This is a genomic window from Granulicella aggregans, from assembly GCF_014203275.1.
Lineage (GTDB): Bacteria > Acidobacteriota > Terriglobia > Terriglobales > Acidobacteriaceae > Edaphobacter.
In genome coordinates this window covers 173,149-193,302 of sequence record NZ_JACHIP010000001.1, presented here as the reverse complement: position 1 = coordinate 193,302, position 20,154 = coordinate 173,149, and the positions used below count along the sequence as shown (strand labels likewise).

Below are 20,154 nucleotides of genomic sequence, written 5' to 3'. Positions count from 1 at the left end.
AGGACGATGCTGGTTACGCTCGAGGTGACCTAGGTTCCGGAAAGAAGTACCTCCGGAGTCTTTCTCTCGGCCTGCGGTTCCCGATCACATTGCATGTGCGTAAGTCGCGTGTTAGAAAAGGGTACCGGTTCGGAGCACGAACTGGTTTACCCCTAAAATCCGGCTCTCGCGTTCCCCTGGAAATCACTTGGTCCGACGTTTCGCTTCCCTCACGCACGTATGTGGAGTGATGCTTGCTCCGATGATTCTGTTGCTGACTTGCCTTCATACCGAGGTGAGAGCATCTGCTGCCGCCATAGAGAAGAAGGGAACCGAGACAGGCATTCCGGTCATCCAGCCGCACTCCTACAAGGAGTACAAAGACTTCGGCCAGGTCTGGACGGTGGCGCAGGATCGCCGTGGCGTGATCTACATAGGGGTATCGGCGGGCGACATTCTGGAGTACGACGGGGTAAGCTGGCGCAAGATCCAGACGCCTATGTCGGTGATCCGTTCTCTGATGCTTGATAGCACGGGTAGAGTTTGGGTGGGCGGAAGCGGAAACTTTGGCTATCTGGAGCCGGACGCAGTTGGCTCAACGCACTTCGTCTCGATTCTGGACCATGTGCCGGCCAAAGACCGTGGCTTTACGGATGTGTGGCAGGCGCTGCCAACTCCTCAAGGCGTCTTCTTCCGGTCCTATGAACTCCTCTTTCGCTGGGACGGCAAGAATATGCACGTGTGGACTCCTGATGCGAAGGCCAAGTTTCAGGCGCTTTCAGAGGCTAACGGGCACATTTACACGTCCCAGGATGGAGTTGGGCTACAGGAGATCGTCGGCGACGAACTTCGCAGTATGCCGGGGGGAGACTTCTATAAGGCATCGCGGAAGCTCTTCCTGCACCCATTCGATGATGGACGCATGCTTGTCTCCGCGCGCAATGGGACCCTTACGCTCTACGACGGGCAGAAGGTAACGCCGTTTCAGAGCCAAGCCGACGAGTACCTCGCGAAGCATCCGATCTACACATCCACGATGTTGAAGGACGGCAGTCTGTGCATCACTACTCTGGATGGCGGAGCAGTCATCATTGGGCACGACGGTACCCTTCGTCAGATCATCGACAAGGCGGACGGTCTGCTCGACTCCGGTGCCTTGAGCTCTTTTCAGGACCGGGACGGCGCAGTTTGGATCGGCACGGGATACGGCATCACGCGCGTCGAGGCGAATTCACCGCTCTCGATATTTTCTACATTCGTGCTGGAAGATGCGGTTCGTTTTCAGGGCTCTATCTATGTTGCAACGGCCTCCGGGGCGGACTCGGTACAAAAGCTGGTCTCCGATCCGCGTACGAACCGCCCCACGTTTGAGAAGATCTCTGGTGCGACTCAAGCGTTCCGGCTGAGGGTCTTCAAGGATCCCCAAGGCAAGACGCCGGACCAGTTGCTGGTAGCCACGAGCGAAGGCGTACTAAGAGTCGAAGGCGACAAACTGGTGCGCACCACGCCTGCCGCCGAGGCGGCCAGGGAGCAGAGCTATACGATCCGCCAATCGGTAAAGAGACCCGACCGCGTCTTTATCGGGCATGGCGACGGCGTCGGTTCCATGCGCTGGGACGGACACCAGTGGATCGACGAAGGCCGGCTGCCCATTGTCTATGAGGCGAGAGTGCTGGCCGAAGACCCCAGTGGAGTGCTCTGGGTAGGCGGCACAGACGGAAAGCTGCTAAGAGTCGAGGTGCCGGCGTCAGGACTGCGCGAGGCGAAGGTTGAGGTGATCTCGAAAGCCGAGGGAGTGCCGGAGGGAAGTGTGTTCCCGGCCTTCATCGACGGCGCCCTTTATGCCTCCCCAGGTCTCATCAAGGACATGCTGCGCTGGGACCCTGCAGCGCACAAGTTCGTTACCGACAATCGCTGGGTGCTCCCGCTGGATGCCCCAGACGCAAGCTCAACTGCGTATCAGGATGAAGACGGCAGCGTATGGTCGGTTACCTCTACATTCGACAATGCCCGTATAGGACGATTCTTCAAGCAGCCGGATGGAACCTGGCGCGTGGACGAAGATACCTATCGTCCGCTCACACATTTTCAAATCAACAGGCCGTTCGTTGATGGTGATGGCTCTATTTGGGCAACCGGTGAATACCTTCTACGTCTGAATCCTCAAATAAAGCAGCCGGAGACGCAGAACTTTCCACCACTCGTCCGGCAGGTCATGTCCGGAACGAAGGTCGTCTTTGGCGGCAGCCCTGTAGGCACGGAAGAACCTCGGCTGCCTCCAGCTACACGCGCGCTGACGTTTCAATTTGCGTCGTTATCTTTTGGGAACTCCACGAATACGAACTATCAGTATCTGCTCGAAGGCGCGGACAAGGACTGGTCGGCGTGGGGCAAGCAGAAGGAGGCAAACTACAGCGGGTTAGGGCCAGGCGAGTATCGCTTCCGCGTTCGCTCGCAGGCCGATGGCGGACGTGTAAGCCCCGAAGGCGACTTCGCGTTTACGATTCTGCCGCCGTGGTACCGGACGAAGATCGCTTATGCCGCATACGCGATCTTGTTCCTGCTGATTACGTACCTTGCTTGGCGGTTGATCAGTCGCTATGAACGCCAGAAGGCGCGACGCAAGACGGAAGAGCTTGAATCCCAGGCGAGGCAGCTTGAGGCAACGGTCGATGAGCGCACCAGCGAGGTGCGAGCGCAGGCTGCGGAGATTGCGGCGCAGAAAGACTCGATTGAGCTGCTGAGCGAGATTGGCAAAGAGATCACGGCTTCGCTGGATCTGAACACGATTCTCTTCAAGCTGTATGAGCGGGTGAACCAGATTGTGGACGCGAGCATCTTTGGCGTGGGGCTCTACCGGCCGGAGAAGAAGCTGATTGAGTACAGCCTGGCAATTGAGAATGGGAAGCGGTATGCCCCTTACACGCGCAGCACGGAGGACAAGAACCAGTTTCCGGTGTGGTGCATCGAGAACCGCAAGCCGATTTTGCTGAACGACGTTGCGACAGAGTATGCGAAGTACATTCCTGCGTATGAGCACAATGGATTGGCGCTCGAGGACGGGACCGAGGCGAGGCCGCCGGCTTCGATGATCTATCTACCGCTGATCGCGCAGGAGCGGGTGCTGGGCGTGTTGAGCATTCAGAGCTTCAAGAAGAATGCGTATACGGAACAGCATCTGAGCCTGCTGCAAAACCTCGCTGCTTATACGACGATCGCGCTGGATAACGCGAATGCGTACATGGTCATCAATGAGCGCGAGCACGAGGTGCGGGAGCGCGCTGCGGAGCTGGTGACGATCAATCGGATTACACAGGCACTGGCCACGCAGCTCGATCGTGACAGCCTGGTGCAACTGGTGGGCGACCAGGTGCGCGACCTCTTCCACGCTCCGATTGCATATGTGGCGTTGCTGAACCGGGCGACGATGATGCTGAACTTTCCGTACGCGTTCGGTGAGGAGGCTCAGCCGCGGCCGTTTGGGACAGGGCTTACTTCGCAGATCATCCGGACGGGACGACCGCTCCTCATCAATGAGGACATGGAGCGCAACCGGTCGAAGCTGGGCATCGAGCAGATTGGCGTGATGACGGCATCGTACCTCGGCGTGCCGATTCCTTCAGGCGGACAGATGATCGGCGTGATCAGCGTGCAGTCCACCGAACAGGAAGGCCGCTTTACCGAGGCGGATCAGCGACTGCTTTCGACAATTGCATCCGCGGTAGGAGTTGCGTTCCACAATGCGAGCCTGTTTGAGGATGCGAGTCATGCCAGGGCAGCGGCGGAGCAGGCCGATGCGGCAAAGAGCTCGTTCCTTTCCACTGTCAGCCATGAGCTGCGCACGCCTCTGACATCAGTGCTGGGTTTTGCGAAGATCATTCGCCGCAGACTTGAAGAGCGTCTGTTCCCACTGATTTCAAACGACGACAAGAAGATCGCGCAGACGAAGACCCAGGTGATTGAGAACCTCGGAGTGGTGGTGAGCGAGGGCGAGCGGCTGACGAAGCTGATCGACGACGTGCTCGACCTGGCGAAGATTGAAGCGGGCAAGTTTACGTGGAACATGGGGACTGTCTCCGTCGCGGAGGTGATCGATCGCGCGGTGGCGGCGACGGCCTCGTTGTTTGAAGCGAAGAAGCTGATGCTGGTGCGGACGATTGAGCCCGATTTGCCGACCGTCACGGGCGATTCCGACCGGCTGATTCAGGTAGTGATCAACCTTATTTCGAATGCGGTGAAGTTTACGGATGAGGGATCGATTACGTGCTCGGCGGAGTTGAAGGACGGGCAGATCGTGGTTGGAGTGACGGATTCGGGGATCGGGATTGCTCCAGCCGACCAGCCAAAGGTCTTCGAAAAGTTCAAGCAGGTCGGCGATACGTTGACGGACAAGCCAAAGGGTACGGGGCTTGGGCTGCCGATCTGCAAGGAGATCGTGGAGTATCACGGCGGCAGTATCTGGGTGGAGAGCGCGCCAGGGCAGGGAAGCACGTTCTCGTTCAGCCTGCCGATTGCGGCGCAGACACAGCTCGATCTGCTGCCGGTGCGACGGTCGATCAATATCGAGTCGCTGGTGAAGCAACTTCGCGAGCGCGTGGAGACGCACCAGCCTCATGACAAGTCGATCCTTGTGGTCGATGACGATCCGAATATCCGGTCGCTGTTGCAGCAGGAGCTGACTGAGGCGGGTTACAAGGTGCGGCTCGCTGAAGATGGGCGCAAGGCGTTGGCGCTGATCCGCGAGGAGACGCCGGGACTCGTGATCCTCGACGTGATGATGCCGGAGATGAATGGATTCGATGTTGCTGCGGTGTTGAAGAACGATCCCGCGACGATGGATATTCCGATCATTATTCTTTCGATCGTGGAAGACAAGGAGCGCGGCTTCCGGCTTGGTGTGGATCGCTATCTGACCAAGCCGATCGATACGGCGTCGCTCTTCCACGAGGTGGATACGCTGCTCGACCAGGGCAAGTCGAAGAAGAAGGTGATGGTTGTCGATGAGGACGCTTCGACGATCCGCACGCTGACGGATGTTCTGGAGACGCGCGGGTACACGGTGGTGGAGTCGAATGGCTCGGAGCTGGTCTCGCGAGCGGTGCTGTCGAAACCGGACATCATCATACTGAACTCGGTGCTTTCCAGTGACGAAGCGGTGCGTGCGCTGCGCTTCGAGAAGGGTATGGAGAACGTCCTTTTCCTGATCTACCAGTGACCTCTATGAAGATTCTTATCGTTGATGACGAGCCACATTTGCGGATGCTGATCCAGCAGACCCTGGAAGAGCTGGAAGATGAAGGCGTCGAGCTGTTGATGGCCAGCAATGGCGAGGAGGCCATTGACATGATCCAGGAAGAGCAGCCGAACCTGGTGTTCCTGGACGTGATGATGCCGAAGAAGAATGGCTTCGACGTATGCCACGCGGTAAAGAACGAGCTGAAGCTGAACCATATTCACATCATCCTGTTGACCGCAAAAGGCCAGGAGTTCGATCGGCAGCGCGGGCAGGAGGTTGGCGCTGATCTCTACATGACCAAGCCCTTCGATCCGGACGCTCTGGTGGCCAAAGCGCGGTCGGTGCTGGGCCTGGAACAGTGAGACTGCCATGGCCGCGCTAAGCCTGAAGACGATTGCGAGCCGTCGTTCAAGCAGCTATCCCGCGTTGGTTGCGATGTGCGAGGCGCTTGGCGGCAGTGTTTGCGTAACGGATGCATCAGGCAAGGTTTTGCTTGGAGAGTTGCCGGGCACAGATAGGTTGAGTGCCGGCGTGCCGGTGCTTCTGGACGATGCGACGCTGGGATACGTCACGGGACCGCCAGAGGCCGCGAAGGCGCTCTCTCTGCTGCTGGCGCATCTAGCTTCGCGTGAGGCTGAAGGACGGGCGCTGGCGGCGGAGGTGCTGCATCTCTACCGCGAGGTCCACCTGATCGAACAGCTCTCGGAGCAGCTTGCCGCGCTGCTCAATCTGAATGCGGTGGGCGAGTCCGCACTGGCGCAGGCACAACGGCTGATCTCCGCAACGCATGGGTGCATCCTTGTCCGCGAGAAGGACGATAGCCCGCTGCGTGTGGCGGCGTTCTTCGGCAGGCTTGAGGGTGGCGACGGTGGGCCGCTCGCGACCGGATCGCAGTTTGCACAGTCGATTCTTGATCGCGGCATCGCGGAGGTCGTGAATGATTGCGGCAGTGATGCGAGGCTGTTTGATTCGGAACGGGCACTGAATGCGGTGATCTGCGCTCCGCTGCGGGCGGGGCAGCGGTCAGTGGGCGTGATTGCGCTGGCCCACACTGCGGCGGGAACCTCGTATTCAGCGGCCGATTTGAAGCTGGTCAATACGATTGCGTTGCAGACGGCGACTGCGATCGAGAATTCGTTTCTGTGCGCGGACATGGTGGGAGCGGTGCGGGACCGCGAACAGCTTGCCGCGCTGCAGCATGAGTTGGAGACGGCGCGGACGATTCAGCACCTTCTGGTGCCGCGAATCTTCCCGCCATTTCCTGAGCGGAAAGAGTTTGAGCTGCATGCGCAGATGACCTCGGCGAGAGCGGTTGGCGGGGACTTCTTCGACTTCTTCCTGGTGGATGAGAATCGGCTCGGCGTGGTGATTGGGGATGTGTCGGGCAAGGGAATTCCGGCGGCGCTGTATATGGCGTTGACGCGGATGCAGGTGAAGTCCACGGCTATCCTCGGGATGTCGCCTGCGGAGTGCTTTCTTGAGGTGAATCGCGTGCTGGTGCGGGAGCGTGTGAGCGCGATGTTCGCGACTTGCTTCTATGGACTGCTGGACCTGGTGACGGGGGAGTTTCAGTATTGCAGCGCCGGCCATAATCCGCCGTATGTGACGCGCGCGGCTAGTGGAGAGGTGGAAGCGCTTGCAGACGTTGGGGGAATTCCACTGGGACTGTTCGACGGGATGGGGTATATCGTTAGCAGCGTGCAATTGATGCCGGGGGATGCTGTGTTCCTTTATACGGATGGAGTGTCCGAGGCTCAGAACATCGCGGAAGAGGACTTCTCCGACGAGCGTGTGATCGGGGGCCTTGGAGCGAATTGCGAGTTGGACTGCCGCGCGCTGATCGGTGAGATGTCGCGCAGAGTAGCGCTGTTCGTCGATGGAGCGCCGCAGTCCGATGACATTACGATGCTGTCGGTCCGCAGGTTTTAGGCTTGTCGCCGATGCGCATAGACTAGGGCTTTAGGGAGACTGAAGCCTGATGCAATTGACACCGTTTCATATCGCATTTCCTGTCGATGACCTGGAGGCCGCGAGGCATTTCTATGGCACCGTTCTTGGATGTCCGGAGGGTCGGAGTGCGGCTCACTGGATCGACTTCGATTTGTTTGGACACCAGATTGTTGCTCACTTCAAGCCGAAGGTCGCGACCGAGAACTACGCCAATCCCGTGGACGGGCATGACGTGCCTGTGCCGCACTTCGGGGTTGTGCTGACGATGACTCGGTGGAAAGAGTTTGCCGAGAGGTTGAAGTCTCAGGGAGTGAAGTTCGTGATTGAGCCGTACATTCGGTTCCAGGGTGAGGTGGGTGAGCAGGGTACCATGTTCCTGCTCGACCCGGCGGGGAACGCGCTGGAGTTCAAGGGATTCGACGACTTCGGTAGTCTCTTTGCGAAGTGAAGCTGGCGTAGTCAGGGCTTGGTCTGGGTGCCTTCTTCCACGATAGCGGCTCCCCATGCAGGCAGTGCTATCGTGCCATCTTTCTGGACGGTAGTTCCTGAGAGCAGGTCTTTGCCTGTGGGGAAGCCGTAGCTGGCCTGAACTGGCGCGGCTGTGTAGTTCAACACGTAGTGGACGGCTTTGCCATTCGCGAGCACGCCGCTGCGCATGATGGTGGGGAAGTGGAGCGTCTGCTGCGGTCCCCAGAGGTTGGCGCGCTCGACGGCTTCCTTCATGATCTTCTCGGCGAGAGCATCGCTGGGCATGAAGCCGATGTAGGTGACTTCTCCTTTGCCATAGGTGTTGCGGGTGATCGCGGCGTACTTGCCCCAGACGGGATGATGGTACTGGGCCAGGATTGTGGCAGTCGTGGGCGTTAGCAACTCCATCCACCAGCGTGCGGAGTTGTCGGCGGTGCCTACGTGATAAGGATCGCCATCGAGCGAGACGCCTTCAGGGATGGTGAACTGGTTGTAGTGGATGCCCGCAGCCTCTGCCACAGCGCCTCCTTGCGGGCCAGACCGGACCTTGACGTTCTCATCGGAGAAACCGCTCTTGAAGGTGTAGACGAGATGACCGCCCGACTTCGCGAAGGCGTTGAGGTGTTCGATCTCGGCGTCTGACGCGGCGTAGAGGGCCGGGACGACGATGAGCTTGTAGCGGGAGAGATCGGTGGTTGAGGGATCGATGAAGTCGACCTCTTCGTTCATGCGATAGAGAGCGTCGTAGAAGGGCCGCATGACATCGTTGTAAGTCGTGCGCGAGGTCCAACCGAACTTGAAGGCGTTGAATGCGGTCAATGCCTGGTTGCTGACGTAGATCGCAATGCGATTCTGCTTCTTCATGTTGACGAGTTCGGGGCCTAGGCGGGCGAGGTCTTTGCCAATGGTGGCGGCTTCGTCGTAGGTGGGGTTGGGCTTTTCGTCCTGGCTGAGCAGGCCGCGCCAGTAGGTTTCGGCGGCGTTGTTGGTGGTGCTCCAGTGCCAGTATTCAAGCATGTTGGCGCCGGAGGCGAGATGGCTGAAGGCCTGGAGGCGGAGTTGGCCGGGGTAGGGAGTCCACTCGGGAAAGCCCTGGGCTTCGGTCTCCATGACGAGATAGTTCTGGCCGCCGCGTATGGAGCGGGCGATGTCGCCGCCGAAGGCGATCTCGGTGCCGGTGAGGTGGTCTTGCGTGGGGTGATAGATGTCGATGCCGGCGACATCGAGAACGCGTGCAGCGTCGAAGTGATTGACCTCTGTCTGAACGCCGTAGGAGTAGCCGCGCCAGTCGAGATCGAAGTTCTGGGTGAGGAACTGGTCGGGGCGATCGTGCTGGCGGATGAGCGATGCCTGCCAGCCGAGATACTCCGTGACGAGGCCACGTTGGAACTCCGCGAAGGCGGAGGAGAGGCTGGCGTTGATGGAGCCGTTCGCGGAGGGGAAGTCTTCCCAGCGATTGATGCGGTTGCTCCAGTAGTCGAGGCCGAAGTCGTGATTGAGCTTGTTGAGGTCGGGATGGCGGGCCTGCATCCACTTCACGAAGGCGGCCTGCACGTTAGGGCCGCTGGTGTCGTAGTACTTGGTCTCGTTGTCGACCTGGTAGCCAATGACGCTGGGGTGATCCTTGACGTGGTCGATGAGTGCGACGATGACACGCTGTGCAGCGGCACGGAAGTTCGGGTTGGTGATGTCCATGTTCTGGCGACGGCCGTAGATGCCGGGACCTTGCGGCGTGATGGCGAGGACGTCGGGATGCTCGCGGGCGAGCCACGTGGGAAAGGCGTAGGTAGGCGTGCCGACGATGACCTTGATGCCAGCCTTGTCCATGGCGTTGAGGACGCGATCGACATGGCTGAAGTCGAAGACGCCTTCCTGCGGTTCAAGGGTGCCCCAGGTGGACTCCGCGATGCGGACGACAGTGATGTTGGCCGCCTTCATCATGCGGATATCTTCGTCGAGGCGGTCGGTGGGGGAGTACTCCTCGTAGTAGGCTGCGCCGAAGAGGATGGTTTGAGACGGGACTTTGGGCGATTGGCTCCAGGTGAGGTCAGTTGAGAGGGCGGCGAGGGTGATCAATGAAGCCATGAATAGCAGGGAATACGTTTTCGCGAATCTCAATTTTTTAGCCCTCGCAGCAGTGATTGGAGCGTATCGGATCTTCGACTCACTTGGAAACGGAGAGAGCCGAATAATTTGCTATAAGCTTAGCGAATTCTGGTGAGGAGCGCCGGAGCACCGACGCCGCGCCTCGTCCGCTTGCCCATTTTGCTTGAGCTCTTTCAAGAATTCGATCTTCGTGGGACATATGCCCTAGGCTATGGGCACCTTTCTCCGGGAAGATGGATGTCAGTCTAATGACAGCACTTCTCATTTCGTATGGGCCTTCTCGGCGCGAGCCTGTAGAGCAGGGGGAACGATGATCAAGGTCGTACCTCGAATCCGAGTCCGGTACTTTCTTGGTTTCTGGCTATTTGTTCTGAGCGGCGTTGCCTTTCTCGATCGCACGAACATTTCGATTGCCGGGCTGGACATCAGCCGGGATTATGGCTTGAACAACCAGTCTCTGGGATGGGTGTTTTCCGCATTTCTTATCGGGTACGCCGGGTTCCAGTTGCCGGCAGGAATTCTGGCGGCACGGTTCGGGCCCAGGTGGGTGCTGACCCTCGGAGTACTATGGTGGGGAGCGGCGACGGCGTTGATTACTGCCCTGCCGACCGGCCATGCACACACGATTGGCTTGTTGATCGCGGTGCGGTTCCTGCTGGGTGCGGGCGAGGCGGTGATTTATCCCGCAGCGAACCAGTTTGTCGCGTCATGGATTCCACAGAATGAACGCGGGGTGATGAACGGCCTGATCTTTGCGGGCGTTGGGGCAGGAAGCGGCCTGACACCCCCACTGTTGACGTGGATCATCCTTGGCGAAGGCTGGCGGGCTGCGTTCTGGTTCAGCGCGTTCGTGGGCTGCGCGGCGGGCATGGTCTGGTGGGTGTTCGCACGCGACAATCCGGAGGAGCATCCGGGCGTGTCGCGAGCAGAGCTGAAGGAGATCCGGTCGGGTCTGACGTTCGATTCGCGTGACGGCAGGCGAACGGGAGAGAGCGTCATCTCCTGGAAGGCGCTTTTTGCCCGGCGCGACCTGGCAGCGTTGATGGCTGGGTACTTCAGCTTTGGATATATCGCATGGGTCTTCTTTAGCTGGTTTTTTCTGTACATGGCGCAGGTACGTGGGGTGAATCTAAAACTGAGCGCACGCTACGCGATGCTGCCTTTCCTGTGTATGACAGTGTTCTGCTTAGTAGGCGGTTCGCTGTCGGACCGACTGACGAAGCGGTTCGGTCTGCGATTCGGACGTTGCTATCTGGCGGCGGCGTCATTGCTGGCGACGGCAGTGTTCTTGATAGTGGGTTCCCAGGTAAGCAGCCCGCAGTGGGCGGGAATCATCCTCGCCGGGGGTGCCGGCGCGCTCTATATGTCACAGAGCAGCTTCTGGTCGGTCTCGGTAGACATTGCGGGTCGAAGCTCGAGCGTATTCTCTTCCCTGGTGAACATGGCAGGGCAGTTCGGCGGAGCATTGACTGCAACCATGACGCCATGGATCGCGCAAAGGTTTGGTTGGACGACTTCGTTCGGTGTCGCTGCGGTGATGGCTGTCGTGGGGTCACTCTGCTGGCTGGTGGTGCATCCGGAGCGGGCGCTTGAGGACTGACGGAGTCAAGAAGACTCAGAATCTCGTGGAATAATGACCTATTGACTCTCAACCAGGGTGTTTCTCCAGCGATGGCATGCATAAGGAGGCCGCTGTATTTCGTGCTGGCTGGCGCAATGTTGCTGGCGGGCAGAGGTGTGGAGGCACAGATCGTGCCCTATCCAACGCCATCCACGGAGATGACGACATCCGCAGGTCGAGACCGGACCGGAACGGTCGTGTTGGATGGAACTTCGCCGGCAAGGGTCGTGATCCAAGGCTGGTCTCTGGGGTCCGAGACCGGGCCTACAAGCGTGAGCCTGGAGCCGCTGGTCTTGAGCGCAGGGAACCGCGACCTGGTGATCTTTTTCGGTGCGGCGCAGGAACATGACGTCGATCTAGAGTTTCGCTACCGCCTGACTGGATATGACCCTGACTGGACCGTGACACGGAGCAAACTTGCCCACTACCGGCGACTTGGCCCGGGGCACTTTGAGATGGAAGTAGAAGCCCGTCAGGCAGGCGGACAGTGGCCCGGAACCGCAGCGACTCTCAAGGTCGTCCAACGGCGATTCTTCTACCAGACGTGGTACTTTTACGTCCTGGTTGGGGTAGGAATGGTGTTGCTTGGGACGCAGCTACTGAGCCAGCGAGATCAATTACTGAAAGGCGAGATGGGGATTGTGCTGGAAGAGCGGAACCGGATCGCGAGCGACTGTCATGACACCCTCATGGCCGGATTTGCAGCCATCTCCTGGCAACTGGAGGCGACGGCGAAGTTGTTTCGGGATACTCATGCAGATCTGACGCCCGCGGCGAAGTCCTGTGAACTGGCACGCAGCATGGTCTCGCACTGCCAGGCAGAGGCGAGGCGAATTATCTGGGACCTGCGCGACACCGAAGAGTTGACCGACAACCTCTCGCAGGCGCTGACACGCGCTTTGGCAACTCACCGCACGCGGGAAACAATCGAGACGACGTTTGAAGTGTATGGCGACGAGACTCCCATTGCGCCCGGGGCGGTACACCACCTCGTTTGCATCGGGCAGGAGGCCATTACGAATGCGGTGCGCCACGCGAAGGCGACGAATATTCACATAGCACTGCGGTTTGGTACCGATTCGCTGAACCTCTCGGTGAAGGACGATGGCAGCGGATTTCATGTGTCGGACGCATCGACCCGGACCGGGCACTTCGGGATTCCGGTCATGCAGGAACGCGCGAGGAAGCTTGGCGGAGCTCTGCGGCTGACAAGTTCGGCGCAGGTAGGGACTGAGGTTGCGGTGACGGTTAGTTTTCAGGCAATCGATCGCTCGTCGAAGCAAAGGGATGTGGTGCCTTGGATTGGGGTCTAAGCTCGGCGTCCAGGCCAGGGAACCGCAGGATTGGGAAGTTGATCAAGGGGACGTAACTATGTACGGAGACCAGGAAGTTGAGAGCGCTACGGAACGGCCAGGATATCCGGTACGAACTTCGGGACTGAAGCCGATCCGGGTCCTGCTGATTGAAGATCATTTCCTGGCGCGAATGGCCTTGCAGAGTGTGCTTGCGGGTCACTCCCAGATCAAGGTCGTCGGTGAAGCGTCGGATGGGGAGCAAGGCATCGAGCAGTTTCGCGCGCTGAAGCCGGACGTGGTGGTGCTCGATCTGCGACTGCCGCGGGTAAGCGGCTTCGAAGTGATCGTTGCGTTGCGCAAGATGGCCCAGCCGGCGCGAATCGTGGTGCTTTCTAACTATCACGGATCGGAAGATATCTATCGCGCGGTGCGCTCAGGTGCCATGGCCTATTTGACCAAAGATGCGAGCGGAGAGGAGGTCATCAACGCCATTCGCAACGTGGCCCGTGACCTTCGGTATCTTCCGCGGGTCGCGCTTGATCGTCTGGCGGAGAGGACTCCCGCAGTCGAACTGACACCTCGTGAGAGTGAGGTGCTGGTGTGTATTACCCAGGGGCTATCGAACCGCGAGATTGCCGAGGCGCTGCGAATTGCAGAGAAGACGGTGCGGATTCATGTGTCGTCCGTGCTGGACAAGATGGGCGCGCGGGATAGAACCCAGGCGACCATCTACGCTCTGCAGCGTGGCTTGGTTCACTTTGATTAGATGAGGAGCGTGAGAGATGAGAATCGGCGGACGAACTGTCTTTGGTAGCGTCGCGGCGTTGTTGTTTGTCGTAGCGGGAGTCCGTGCGGACACTCCGCTGACGGCAGCGGACTACGAACACGATACGGCGCGGATGCTCGAGGCGTATCGGCATGTTGAAGCGGCGTCGGTCTCGGATGCGGAGGAGCAGCTTCTTCACGAGAAGCACTACATGTCGCATAAGGTCCAGGCGATCTTCCCCACCAAGTTTGCGGGCATCGCGCTGACGGTCCTGTTGAAGAAGGAAGAGAACAACGATCCGGCTGCGCTGGCGGGGATGCTGAGCGCGATCGACAGCGGTGGCCCCGGCTCTGTCTACGTGATGAAGGTGGAGGACGGCGAAGACATCGCCGGCATGGGCGGCCTGATGGGGACAGCCATGTTCGCGCGAGGATTTGCCGGAGCAGTCGTCGATGGCGGAGTTCGCGACCTGCCGCAGTTGAAGCGGATCGGCTTTCCTGTGTACGCGACGGGACCGGTGCCTTCGACCTCGGTCTCGCATTATCGCTTCGGTGGGATGAACGGAACCATCGATGTCGCGGGTGCAAAGGTAAGTGGCGGAGACATCATCGTAGCTGACCAGGATGGCGTGGTCGTCGTGCCGCGGGCTCATGCTGTCGAGGTGCTGCTGCGCGCGCAGAAGCTGGATGAGAGCGAGCACAGTATGTATCCGTATATCGAAAAGTTCCACTCCATCGTGGAAGCAGTGAAGCAGTTCGGGCGAATTTGATTGCGAAGCATCTAGGGCATTTGACCTAGCAGGGTACGGGGCTTCCGCCCGATGACAGGACCATTACAACGGAGTGCAATGGAAGCTCCATCGAAAGCCAATATCAGAGAAGCAGGAAAGACGGGAAAGCAACGATGCGCCTTTTGAAGCGTGGTAACTGGTCGAGACGAGACGTATTGAAGCAGTCCGGAATTCTATCGGCGGCGCTTGCTGCGGCTCCTGTCAGCGCTTCGGCGGCGTTGCTGACGGGCGAACCGGGTGCCATGCCGGTCAACACCGGAACGGCCACTGAGAATCTCTACACAAAGATCGGCGTGAGGCCGCTCATCAATGCACGAGGCACGTTCACCATCATTACAGGCTCGCAGTCACTGCCGGAGGTGAAGCAGGCGATGTTCGAGGCATCCCATCACTACGTGCATCTCGACGAGTTGATGCCCGCCGTAGGCGCGGAGATCGCAAGCCACATGGGAGCGCCGAGCGCGATCGTTACGGTAGGGTGTGAGGCCGCGATCGCCCTTGCAACGGTGGCTTGTATCTGCGGGACCGACCCGGAGCTGTCGCAGTCGCTCCCGTACAAAAAGAAGCGCAGCCAGGTGATTATTCCCAAACACTCGCGCAACCCGTATGACTTCGGCGTGCGCATGTCCGGGCCGGAGATCGTCGAGGTCGAGAGCGATGATGAGCTGCGATCGAAGATCAACGAGAAGACGGCGATGATCTATATCCTCTCCGGCCCGCGCGCGTTCGAAGAGCCGCTGTCGATCAAGACAATCTGCGCGATCGCGAAAGAGAAGGGCATCCCCGTATTCGTGGATGCTGCGGCGGAAGAGCCTCTCGTGCCGAACATTCATCTCGCTGCAGGGGCGACGTTCGTTGCTTATTCGGGCGGCAAGTGTATGCGCGGCCCGCAGACGGCTGGCGTTCTGCTTGGGCCGAAGGATCTATGCGCTGCGGCTTTCTGGAACGCGGCGCCCCATCACAACTGGGGGCGCGCGCTGAAGGTGGGCAAGGAAGAGGCGATGGGCATGCTCGCCGCTGTGCGCGCGTGGTACAAGCGCGATCACGAAGCAGAACAGCACCAGTGGCTGGAGTGGGACAAGTATATTGCGGAGACGGTGAAGGGCATTCCGACGGTGACGACGGAGATTCGCATGCCGAGCGCGGACCTCTCGAACCGCGCGCCTACATTGCAGATTCGCTGGGATGGCGCAAAGGTCGGCATCACCGGAACCGAGCTCGTCGAGAAGCTGGATAAAGGGACGCCGCGGATTCTGGTTGACGGCGGACGTGGACGCCGGCCAGAGATGATGGAATCGTCCATCGGCATTATGCCGTACATGATGCAGCCGGGCGACTACAAGACCGTTGCCGATACCATCGCGAAGTATCTGCGCAATCCGGGCCACTATGACAACCCTCCCGTCTACACCGGGCCGCTCGCGAACCTTGCGGGAAGCTGGAATGCGACCATCAACTACTCTCGCGGCGTCGGGCTGCAGCAGTTGGAACTCAGCCAGGATGGCGATGCGTTGAGCGGCACGCAGAAGGGCGAGGTTTACAACTCGCAACTCAAGGGTAAGGTCGTTGCAGATCACGCAACGCTGTCGGGAACGATGCAGGTGAGCGGCACCGAAGTTCCGTATACCTTCACCGGCGTTGTCGCTGGCAACACCTTCGCCGGCGACGTAAAGCTTGGCGAGTACGGCACAGCTACTTTCAAGGCTGTTCGGGCGTAACAACACTAAGGAGTGACATGGGAATCATGGGTCTTCGTCGTCGTCTCGCGGGCATCTGTACGGCTGCAGTTCTGTTGTCAGCTTCGTCGCTATGTATTGCGGCGCAGGAGGGTGGCCCGGCAGCGCCGGTTCCGCCCAATCCTCTGGCCTATGACCTTCTGTTGAAGGGCGGCCATGTGCTGGACGCGAAGAACAAGATCGATGGGCTGCGCGATGTAGGCATCAAGGACGGAAAGATCGCGGCTGTTGGTGAGCATCTTGAGGCAAAAGACGCTCTGAAGACCGTCGATGTTCATGGCTTCTACGTGACGCCGGGACTGATCGACATCCATGTGCATGCCTATGCTGGGACTGGCGAGAAGAACTCCTACGCGGGCGACAACTCGGTGTACCCCGACGGCTTCACCCTGCGCACCGGTGTGACCACGGTCGTCGATGCAGGTAGCTCGGGCCGGAAGAACTTCGACGACTTCAAGGACCGCGTGATCGATCGCTCAAAGACGCGCGTGCTGGCTGAACTCAACATCGTAGGCGCGGGCATGCGTGGACCCAAGTACGAAGACAACCTCGACGACATGGATGGAAAGCTAACCGGCGAGAAGGCGAAGCAGTATCCCGGCGTAGTGGTGGGCATCAAGAGCGCGCACTTCAGCGGGCCGGAGTGGAAGCCCTTCGACCAGGCTGTCATCGCAGGTACGGTCGCGGATATTCCTGTGATGATCGACTACGGCGCGAACCGGCCTGAGCGGCCGTTGTTGCAGCTTGTGTCAACGCATCTGCGACCGGGAGATATCTATACGCACTGCTTCTCTGGCCTGCGCGGCGAGCAGAATCCTCAGACCGGCGGGCCTTCGGAAGCGCTGGTCGTGATGCGCAAGCGTGGCATCTACTGCGACGTGGGACATGGCGGCGGATCGTTCTCATGGACGGTGGCTGGGCCGATCGTCGCGACGGGATACAAGCCCGATTCGATCTCGACCGACCTGCATATCACGTCGATGAACAACGGCATGAAGGACATGCTGAATGTGGCCGACAAGATGATGGTTCTGGGCGAGACCATCCCCGAGGTGATCGAGCAGATGACCTCGGCTCCAGCGCATGAGATCAAGCAGGATCAGCTGGGGAATCTGTCTATCGGCTCCGGTGCCGATGTCGCGGTGCTGTCGGTAGAGACGGGGCGTTTCGGCTTCGTCGACATGTACAACACCAAGCGGACGGGCACGAAGAAGCTGGTGTGCCAACTGACGCTGCGCGATGGCAAGGTGGTCTACGACCTGAACGGTATCTCCGCAGATACGTGGGATGCGAAGCAGCACTCGGCAGATGTGCGGCAGGCATCGCGCTGGACGACGTTCAACGAGCGGCCCATCGGCAAGAGCAAGTTTCCGCTCTCGACACCGGCTGGTACGCCGGTCCCTGCGACTCCGAAGTAGAGACTAATTACAGATCGAGCAGAGCGAGACTGGCCGCGTGTTGCGCGGCCATTTCTCGTTTAAGGGCCGCGCCAGCTCTGTCACGCTGGACTGTCTTCTCCGGCGAGGTCTTGATCGTGAGGACGCGCCTAAGTGAGGAATTCTCTTGTATCTCGAGGTGCTCCACGTGGTCGGATGTCATGGCAAGGATCACGGACGATGACGCCTGGAATGCGACGCTGAATTGCGATGAAGCCAGCCCCGCAAGCTTGAGTGGAGAAGGCGTCGGAAGCAAGGCTCCATCGCTACCTATCGGAAAGAGGTTGAAGATCGTCGAGGTTGTTGACGCAATGACGAGATGCCTTCCGTTCGGGGCAATCGCGATGCGGTCTGGCAGCGTTGCGGCAAGCGTGAGCGGTTCGTCGCTCAACAGGGAAAGACTTGCGCTGGCGGTGTCGATGCGGAACGCGGAGACGGAGCCGCGAGGACGATGCTGATGCTCAGCGATGCAATGGGCGACGTACAGAACAGGCAGCGTGGGATGAAGAACGATGGCCCGTGGAGCAGCGGCAGCGGTTGAGGAGGAAAGCCGCCAGCGGCCATTGCTGACGCGATGAACCTCGATGCGTCCCGGTTCTGAATCGTCGGCTGCGGCAATTCCGGCGAAGGCGAGTCGCGTTGCGTTCGCCGGGGCCATCGCTCGCACGATACGCGAGGACGCGGGCGCTGCAAACGCCACGGTTGAGAGGAAGCGGCGACGTGTGAAGGGCATATGAGACATGGCTTCTCCGGATGCTCAGGCGCGGATGCTCATGGAGCTATGAAAGATGTTGTGGGGGTCGTACCGCTGTTTCACCGACTGCAGGAAGGGATAGAGCGTGCCCGTGCCGTAAAAGAGTTGTGGCCAGTGCGAGTAGCGCAGCATGTCGGAGTCGGCGTAGTTCATGTAGCAGCCTTCGAAGTTTTCGCCGAGCGGAGTGCCCTGGTATTCGGGTGGGATATGAGGTCCGGTGTAGACGGCGGTGAAGAAGTCATCGGTGAACTTCAGGCGAGCTGCGTCTTCCTCCTGGGTGCGCCAGTAGCACTGCCATTGCAGTTTCATGATCGATGATCGTTGCGCGATGGCTGTGTCGCGCCCTCGTTCGGGCCGGTTGATGGCGCCACCGTATGAGTCGATGCTGAGGTAGGTTCCCTGGGTCTGGTTGCCGGAGTTCGTGAGGTAGCGATAGATCGCCTTGCACTCGGCTGCGGTGAAATTCTGCTTCATGTATGCGGACTTGTACTTGGCGCGGCTGCCTCCTCCACTGCCGCCGCCTGCGAGGGTGGCGTTGAGCCAGGGGCGGCGTTCGATCTTATAAGCCGGTGCCGTGGTCGATGCTGGATCCGGGTTGAAGCCGGAGAAACGGTCCAGGAACTCTCGCTGAATAGAGAGATCGCTTGCGGTGCCGTCGCTCTGAACGAACTGTGTGTGGATACCGAAGCGTGCACCTGCGTGGTCGTCCGGCACGAGGAAAAGGATGGCGAAGAGGCCCCAGGTCTCGGGGTCACGGCCGCGCGTGTTCCAGTAGTCACCATAGGTGGTCAGGAGTTTGATCAGGCGTTCTTCCGTCATGGAAGACCAAGAGAACCAGAGGCTCGCCTCGGCAACCTCGCGCGGGGCTGGCGGTAGATGATCGAAGTGGAAGCGGGTGATGACACCGAAGTTGCCGCCGCCCGCGCCACGGCACGCGCGAAAGAGATCGGGATCGTGCTGCGCGTCGACGTGGCGCGGAAGGACGCGGCCATGGGCGTCGACGGTGAGGATATCAATAGCGGACAGCCAGTCGGAGGTGAGGCCGTGCAGTCGTGAGAGCAGACCGTAGCCGCCGCCGGAGATGTGGCCACCTGCTCCGACCATGTAACACGTGCCTGCAGGAAGAGTGACCGCATAACGCTTGAAGAGTGTCTGATAGACATCGCCTAGCAGGGCACCGGGCGCGATGCGGAATGCGCCGTCGTGACGGTCGACGAGGTTGAAGGTGGAGAGGTCGAGGATTGCTCCGCCGGGATTGTTGGCGACGAAGTCTTCGTAGCAGTGGCCGCCGCTGCGGACTGTGGGCCGCAGGCCGGAGGCGACGATGTGCTGGAGCGCGGCGGCTATCTCATCTTCGTTCGAACAGATGACGATACGGCTCGCCGCCTCGGCGCCGGTCGCGGGAAAGCGCAAGTTGTGGCCACGCTTGAGCGTCTCAAAGCGTGGGTCGCCGCGTTCAATCACGGCCGGCGCGTCGGGGAGATTGGAGAGCATCGATCTCAAACCTCGTGGTGAATTTAGATATAGGCGATGCAGTCGATCTCGACAAGGGAATTTCCGGGGATGCCGCCAGCGGGGGCGATTGTTGTGCGGACGGGGGGAATCTTGCCCCAGCGATTCGCGTAGGAAGTGTTCATGCGTTGCCAGTCCTTGATGTCGTTCAGGTAGACGTTCACCTTGAGCACTTTTTCCATCGAAGAGCCAGCGGCGATGAGGTTTTTCTCAAGCTCATCGAGTACGTGTTTGGTGGCTTCTTCAATCGTGCCGGGCTCGTGGTAGCCGACGCCTGCGAGGAAGAGCATATTGCCATAAGAGACCGCGCTCGAGAAGAGTGGCGGCGCGGCGTTCGGGTTGTCCGAGTTCTTCGCGGGGTAGGACTTCTTTTCGGGCTTCGGAGTTGCAGCTTCGGCTGGCGTCGCGAGTACGGCTGCGCCAGTAGCTACAGCAGCGGCCTTCGCGGCGTTCTTCAGCAGGCCCCGGCGTGAGGTTTGATTCTCGGACAGCTTGGACATCTTGA

14 protein-coding genes are annotated in these 20,154 nt (G+C 59.6%); 10 read left to right on the top strand and 4 right to left on the bottom strand.

Annotated elements, in window-relative coordinates:
* Nucleotides 1-229 precede the first annotated feature (229 nt).
* The 4 genes from HDF16_RS00830 to HDF16_RS00815 are packed head-to-tail and all read left to right on the top strand — an operon-like array spanning nt 230 to nt 7,613.
* Nucleotides 230-5,194, top strand: coding sequence for a GAF domain-containing protein (locus tag HDF16_RS00830; protein WP_184213229.1), 4,965 nt, complete (start codon nt 230-232; stop codon nt 5,192-5,194).
* 5 nt (nt 5,195-5,199) lie between these two features.
* Nucleotides 5,200-5,577: a response regulator transcription factor gene (locus tag HDF16_RS00825; RefSeq protein WP_184213227.1), complete on the top strand. Its 378-nt coding sequence runs from the start codon at nt 5,200-5,202 to the stop codon at nt 5,575-5,577.
* A gap of 7 nt (nt 5,578-5,584) precedes the next feature.
* Nucleotides 5,585-7,144, top strand: coding sequence for a PP2C family protein-serine/threonine phosphatase (locus HDF16_RS00820; protein WP_184213225.1), 1,560 nt, complete (start codon nt 5,585-5,587; stop codon nt 7,142-7,144).
* A gap of 49 nt (nt 7,145-7,193) precedes the next feature.
* A complete protein-coding gene (locus HDF16_RS00815; RefSeq protein ID WP_184213223.1) occupies nt 7,194-7,613 on the top strand; it encodes a VOC family protein in 420 nt (139 codons plus the stop codon).
* An 11-nt stretch (nt 7,614-7,624) separates the two neighbouring features.
* Here HDF16_RS00815 and HDF16_RS00810 read toward each other — a convergent pair whose 3' ends face one another.
* On the bottom strand, nt 7,625-9,718 hold the full coding sequence (locus tag HDF16_RS00810; protein ID WP_184213221.1) for a beta-galactosidase: 2,094 nt from the start codon (nt 9,716-9,718) through the stop codon (nt 7,625-7,627).
* Between the two features lie 331 nt (nt 9,719-10,049).
* Here HDF16_RS00810 and HDF16_RS00805 point away from each other — a divergent pair, with 331 nt between their 5' ends.
* The 6 genes from HDF16_RS00805 (at nt 10,050) to HDF16_RS00780 (ending at nt 17,365) form a co-directional block, all read left to right on the top strand.
* On the top strand, nt 10,050-11,339 hold the full coding sequence (locus HDF16_RS00805; protein ID WP_184213219.1) for an MFS transporter: 1,290 nt from the start codon (nt 10,050-10,052) through the stop codon (nt 11,337-11,339).
* Between the two features lie 101 nt (nt 11,340-11,440).
* Nucleotides 11,441-12,673, top strand: a complete 1,233-nt coding sequence (locus HDF16_RS00800) for an ATP-binding protein (RefSeq protein ID WP_348641197.1) — start codon at nt 11,441-11,443, stop codon at nt 12,671-12,673.
* Between the two features lie 124 nt (nt 12,674-12,797).
* Nucleotides 12,798-13,421: a response regulator gene (locus tag HDF16_RS00795; protein ID WP_184214081.1), complete on the top strand. Its 624-nt coding sequence runs from the start codon at nt 12,798-12,800 to the stop codon at nt 13,419-13,421.
* A 16-nt stretch (nt 13,422-13,437) separates the two neighbouring features.
* Nucleotides 13,438-14,190: an RraA family protein gene (locus HDF16_RS00790; RefSeq protein WP_184213217.1), complete on the top strand. Its 753-nt coding sequence runs from the start codon at nt 13,438-13,440 to the stop codon at nt 14,188-14,190.
* A gap of 176 nt (nt 14,191-14,366) precedes the next feature.
* Complete coding sequence (locus HDF16_RS00785; RefSeq protein ID WP_348641196.1) at nt 14,367-15,929, top strand: PLP-dependent transferase; 1,563 nt, start codon at nt 14,367-14,369, stop codon at nt 15,927-15,929.
* A 17-nt stretch (nt 15,930-15,946) separates the two neighbouring features.
* A complete protein-coding gene (locus HDF16_RS00780; protein ID WP_348641195.1) occupies nt 15,947-17,365 on the top strand; it encodes an amidohydrolase/deacetylase family metallohydrolase in 1,419 nt (472 codons plus the stop codon).
* A 7-nt stretch (nt 17,366-17,372) separates the two neighbouring features.
* On the opposite strand, the gene HDF16_RS00775 is transcribed toward HDF16_RS00780, so the two are convergent.
* The 3 genes from HDF16_RS00775 to HDF16_RS00765 are packed head-to-tail and all read right to left on the bottom strand — an operon-like array spanning nt 17,373 to nt 20,149.
* Nucleotides 17,373-18,125: a beta-propeller fold lactonase family protein gene (locus tag HDF16_RS00775; protein WP_184213213.1), complete on the bottom strand. Its 753-nt coding sequence runs from the start codon at nt 18,123-18,125 to the stop codon at nt 17,373-17,375.
* A gap of 15 nt (nt 18,126-18,140) precedes the next feature.
* A complete protein-coding gene (locus HDF16_RS00770) occupies nt 18,141-19,631 on the bottom strand; it encodes an FAD-dependent oxidoreductase (protein WP_184213211.1) in 1,491 nt (496 codons plus the stop codon).
* A gap of 23 nt (nt 19,632-19,654) precedes the next feature.
* Nucleotides 19,655-20,149 carry a RidA family protein gene (locus HDF16_RS00765; RefSeq protein ID WP_184213209.1) on the bottom strand — a complete coding sequence of 165 codons (495 nt, stop codon included), beginning with the start codon at nt 20,147-20,149 and terminating at the stop codon, nt 19,655-19,657.
* Nucleotides 20,150-20,154 lie beyond the last annotated feature (5 nt).

Bases quoted from the DNA above. Each gene is read 5' to 3' on its own strand.
- HDF16_RS00765 (WP_184213209.1), bottom strand. From the start codon at position 20,149: ATGTCCAAGCTGTCCGAGAATCAAACCTCACGCCGGGGCCTGCTGAAG.
- HDF16_RS00810 (WP_184213221.1), bottom strand. From the start codon at position 9,718: ATGGCTTCATTGATCACCCTCGCCGCCCTCTCAACTGACCTCACCTGG.
- HDF16_RS00790 (WP_184213217.1), top strand. From the start codon at position 13,438: ATGAGAATCGGCGGACGAACTGTCTTTGGTAGCGTCGCGGCGTTGTTG.
- HDF16_RS00815 (WP_184213223.1), top strand. From the start codon at position 7,194: ATGCAATTGACACCGTTTCATATCGCATTTCCTGTCGATGACCTGGAG.
- HDF16_RS00770 (WP_184213211.1), bottom strand. From the start codon at position 19,631: ATGCTCTCCAATCTCCCCGACGCGCCGGCCGTGATTGAACGCGGCGAC.
- HDF16_RS00775 (WP_184213213.1), bottom strand. From the start codon at position 18,125: ATGTCTCATATGCCCTTCACACGTCGCCGCTTCCTCTCAACCGTGGCG.
- HDF16_RS00830 (WP_184213229.1), top strand. From the start codon at position 230: ATGCTTGCTCCGATGATTCTGTTGCTGACTTGCCTTCATACCGAGGTG.
- HDF16_RS00805 (WP_184213219.1), top strand. From the start codon at position 10,050: ATGATCAAGGTCGTACCTCGAATCCGAGTCCGGTACTTTCTTGGTTTC.
- HDF16_RS00780 (WP_348641195.1), top strand. From the start codon at position 15,947: ATGGGAATCATGGGTCTTCGTCGTCGTCTCGCGGGCATCTGTACGGCT.
- HDF16_RS00825 (WP_184213227.1), top strand. From the start codon at position 5,200: ATGAAGATTCTTATCGTTGATGACGAGCCACATTTGCGGATGCTGATC.
- HDF16_RS00820 (WP_184213225.1), top strand. From the start codon at position 5,585: ATGGCCGCGCTAAGCCTGAAGACGATTGCGAGCCGTCGTTCAAGCAGC.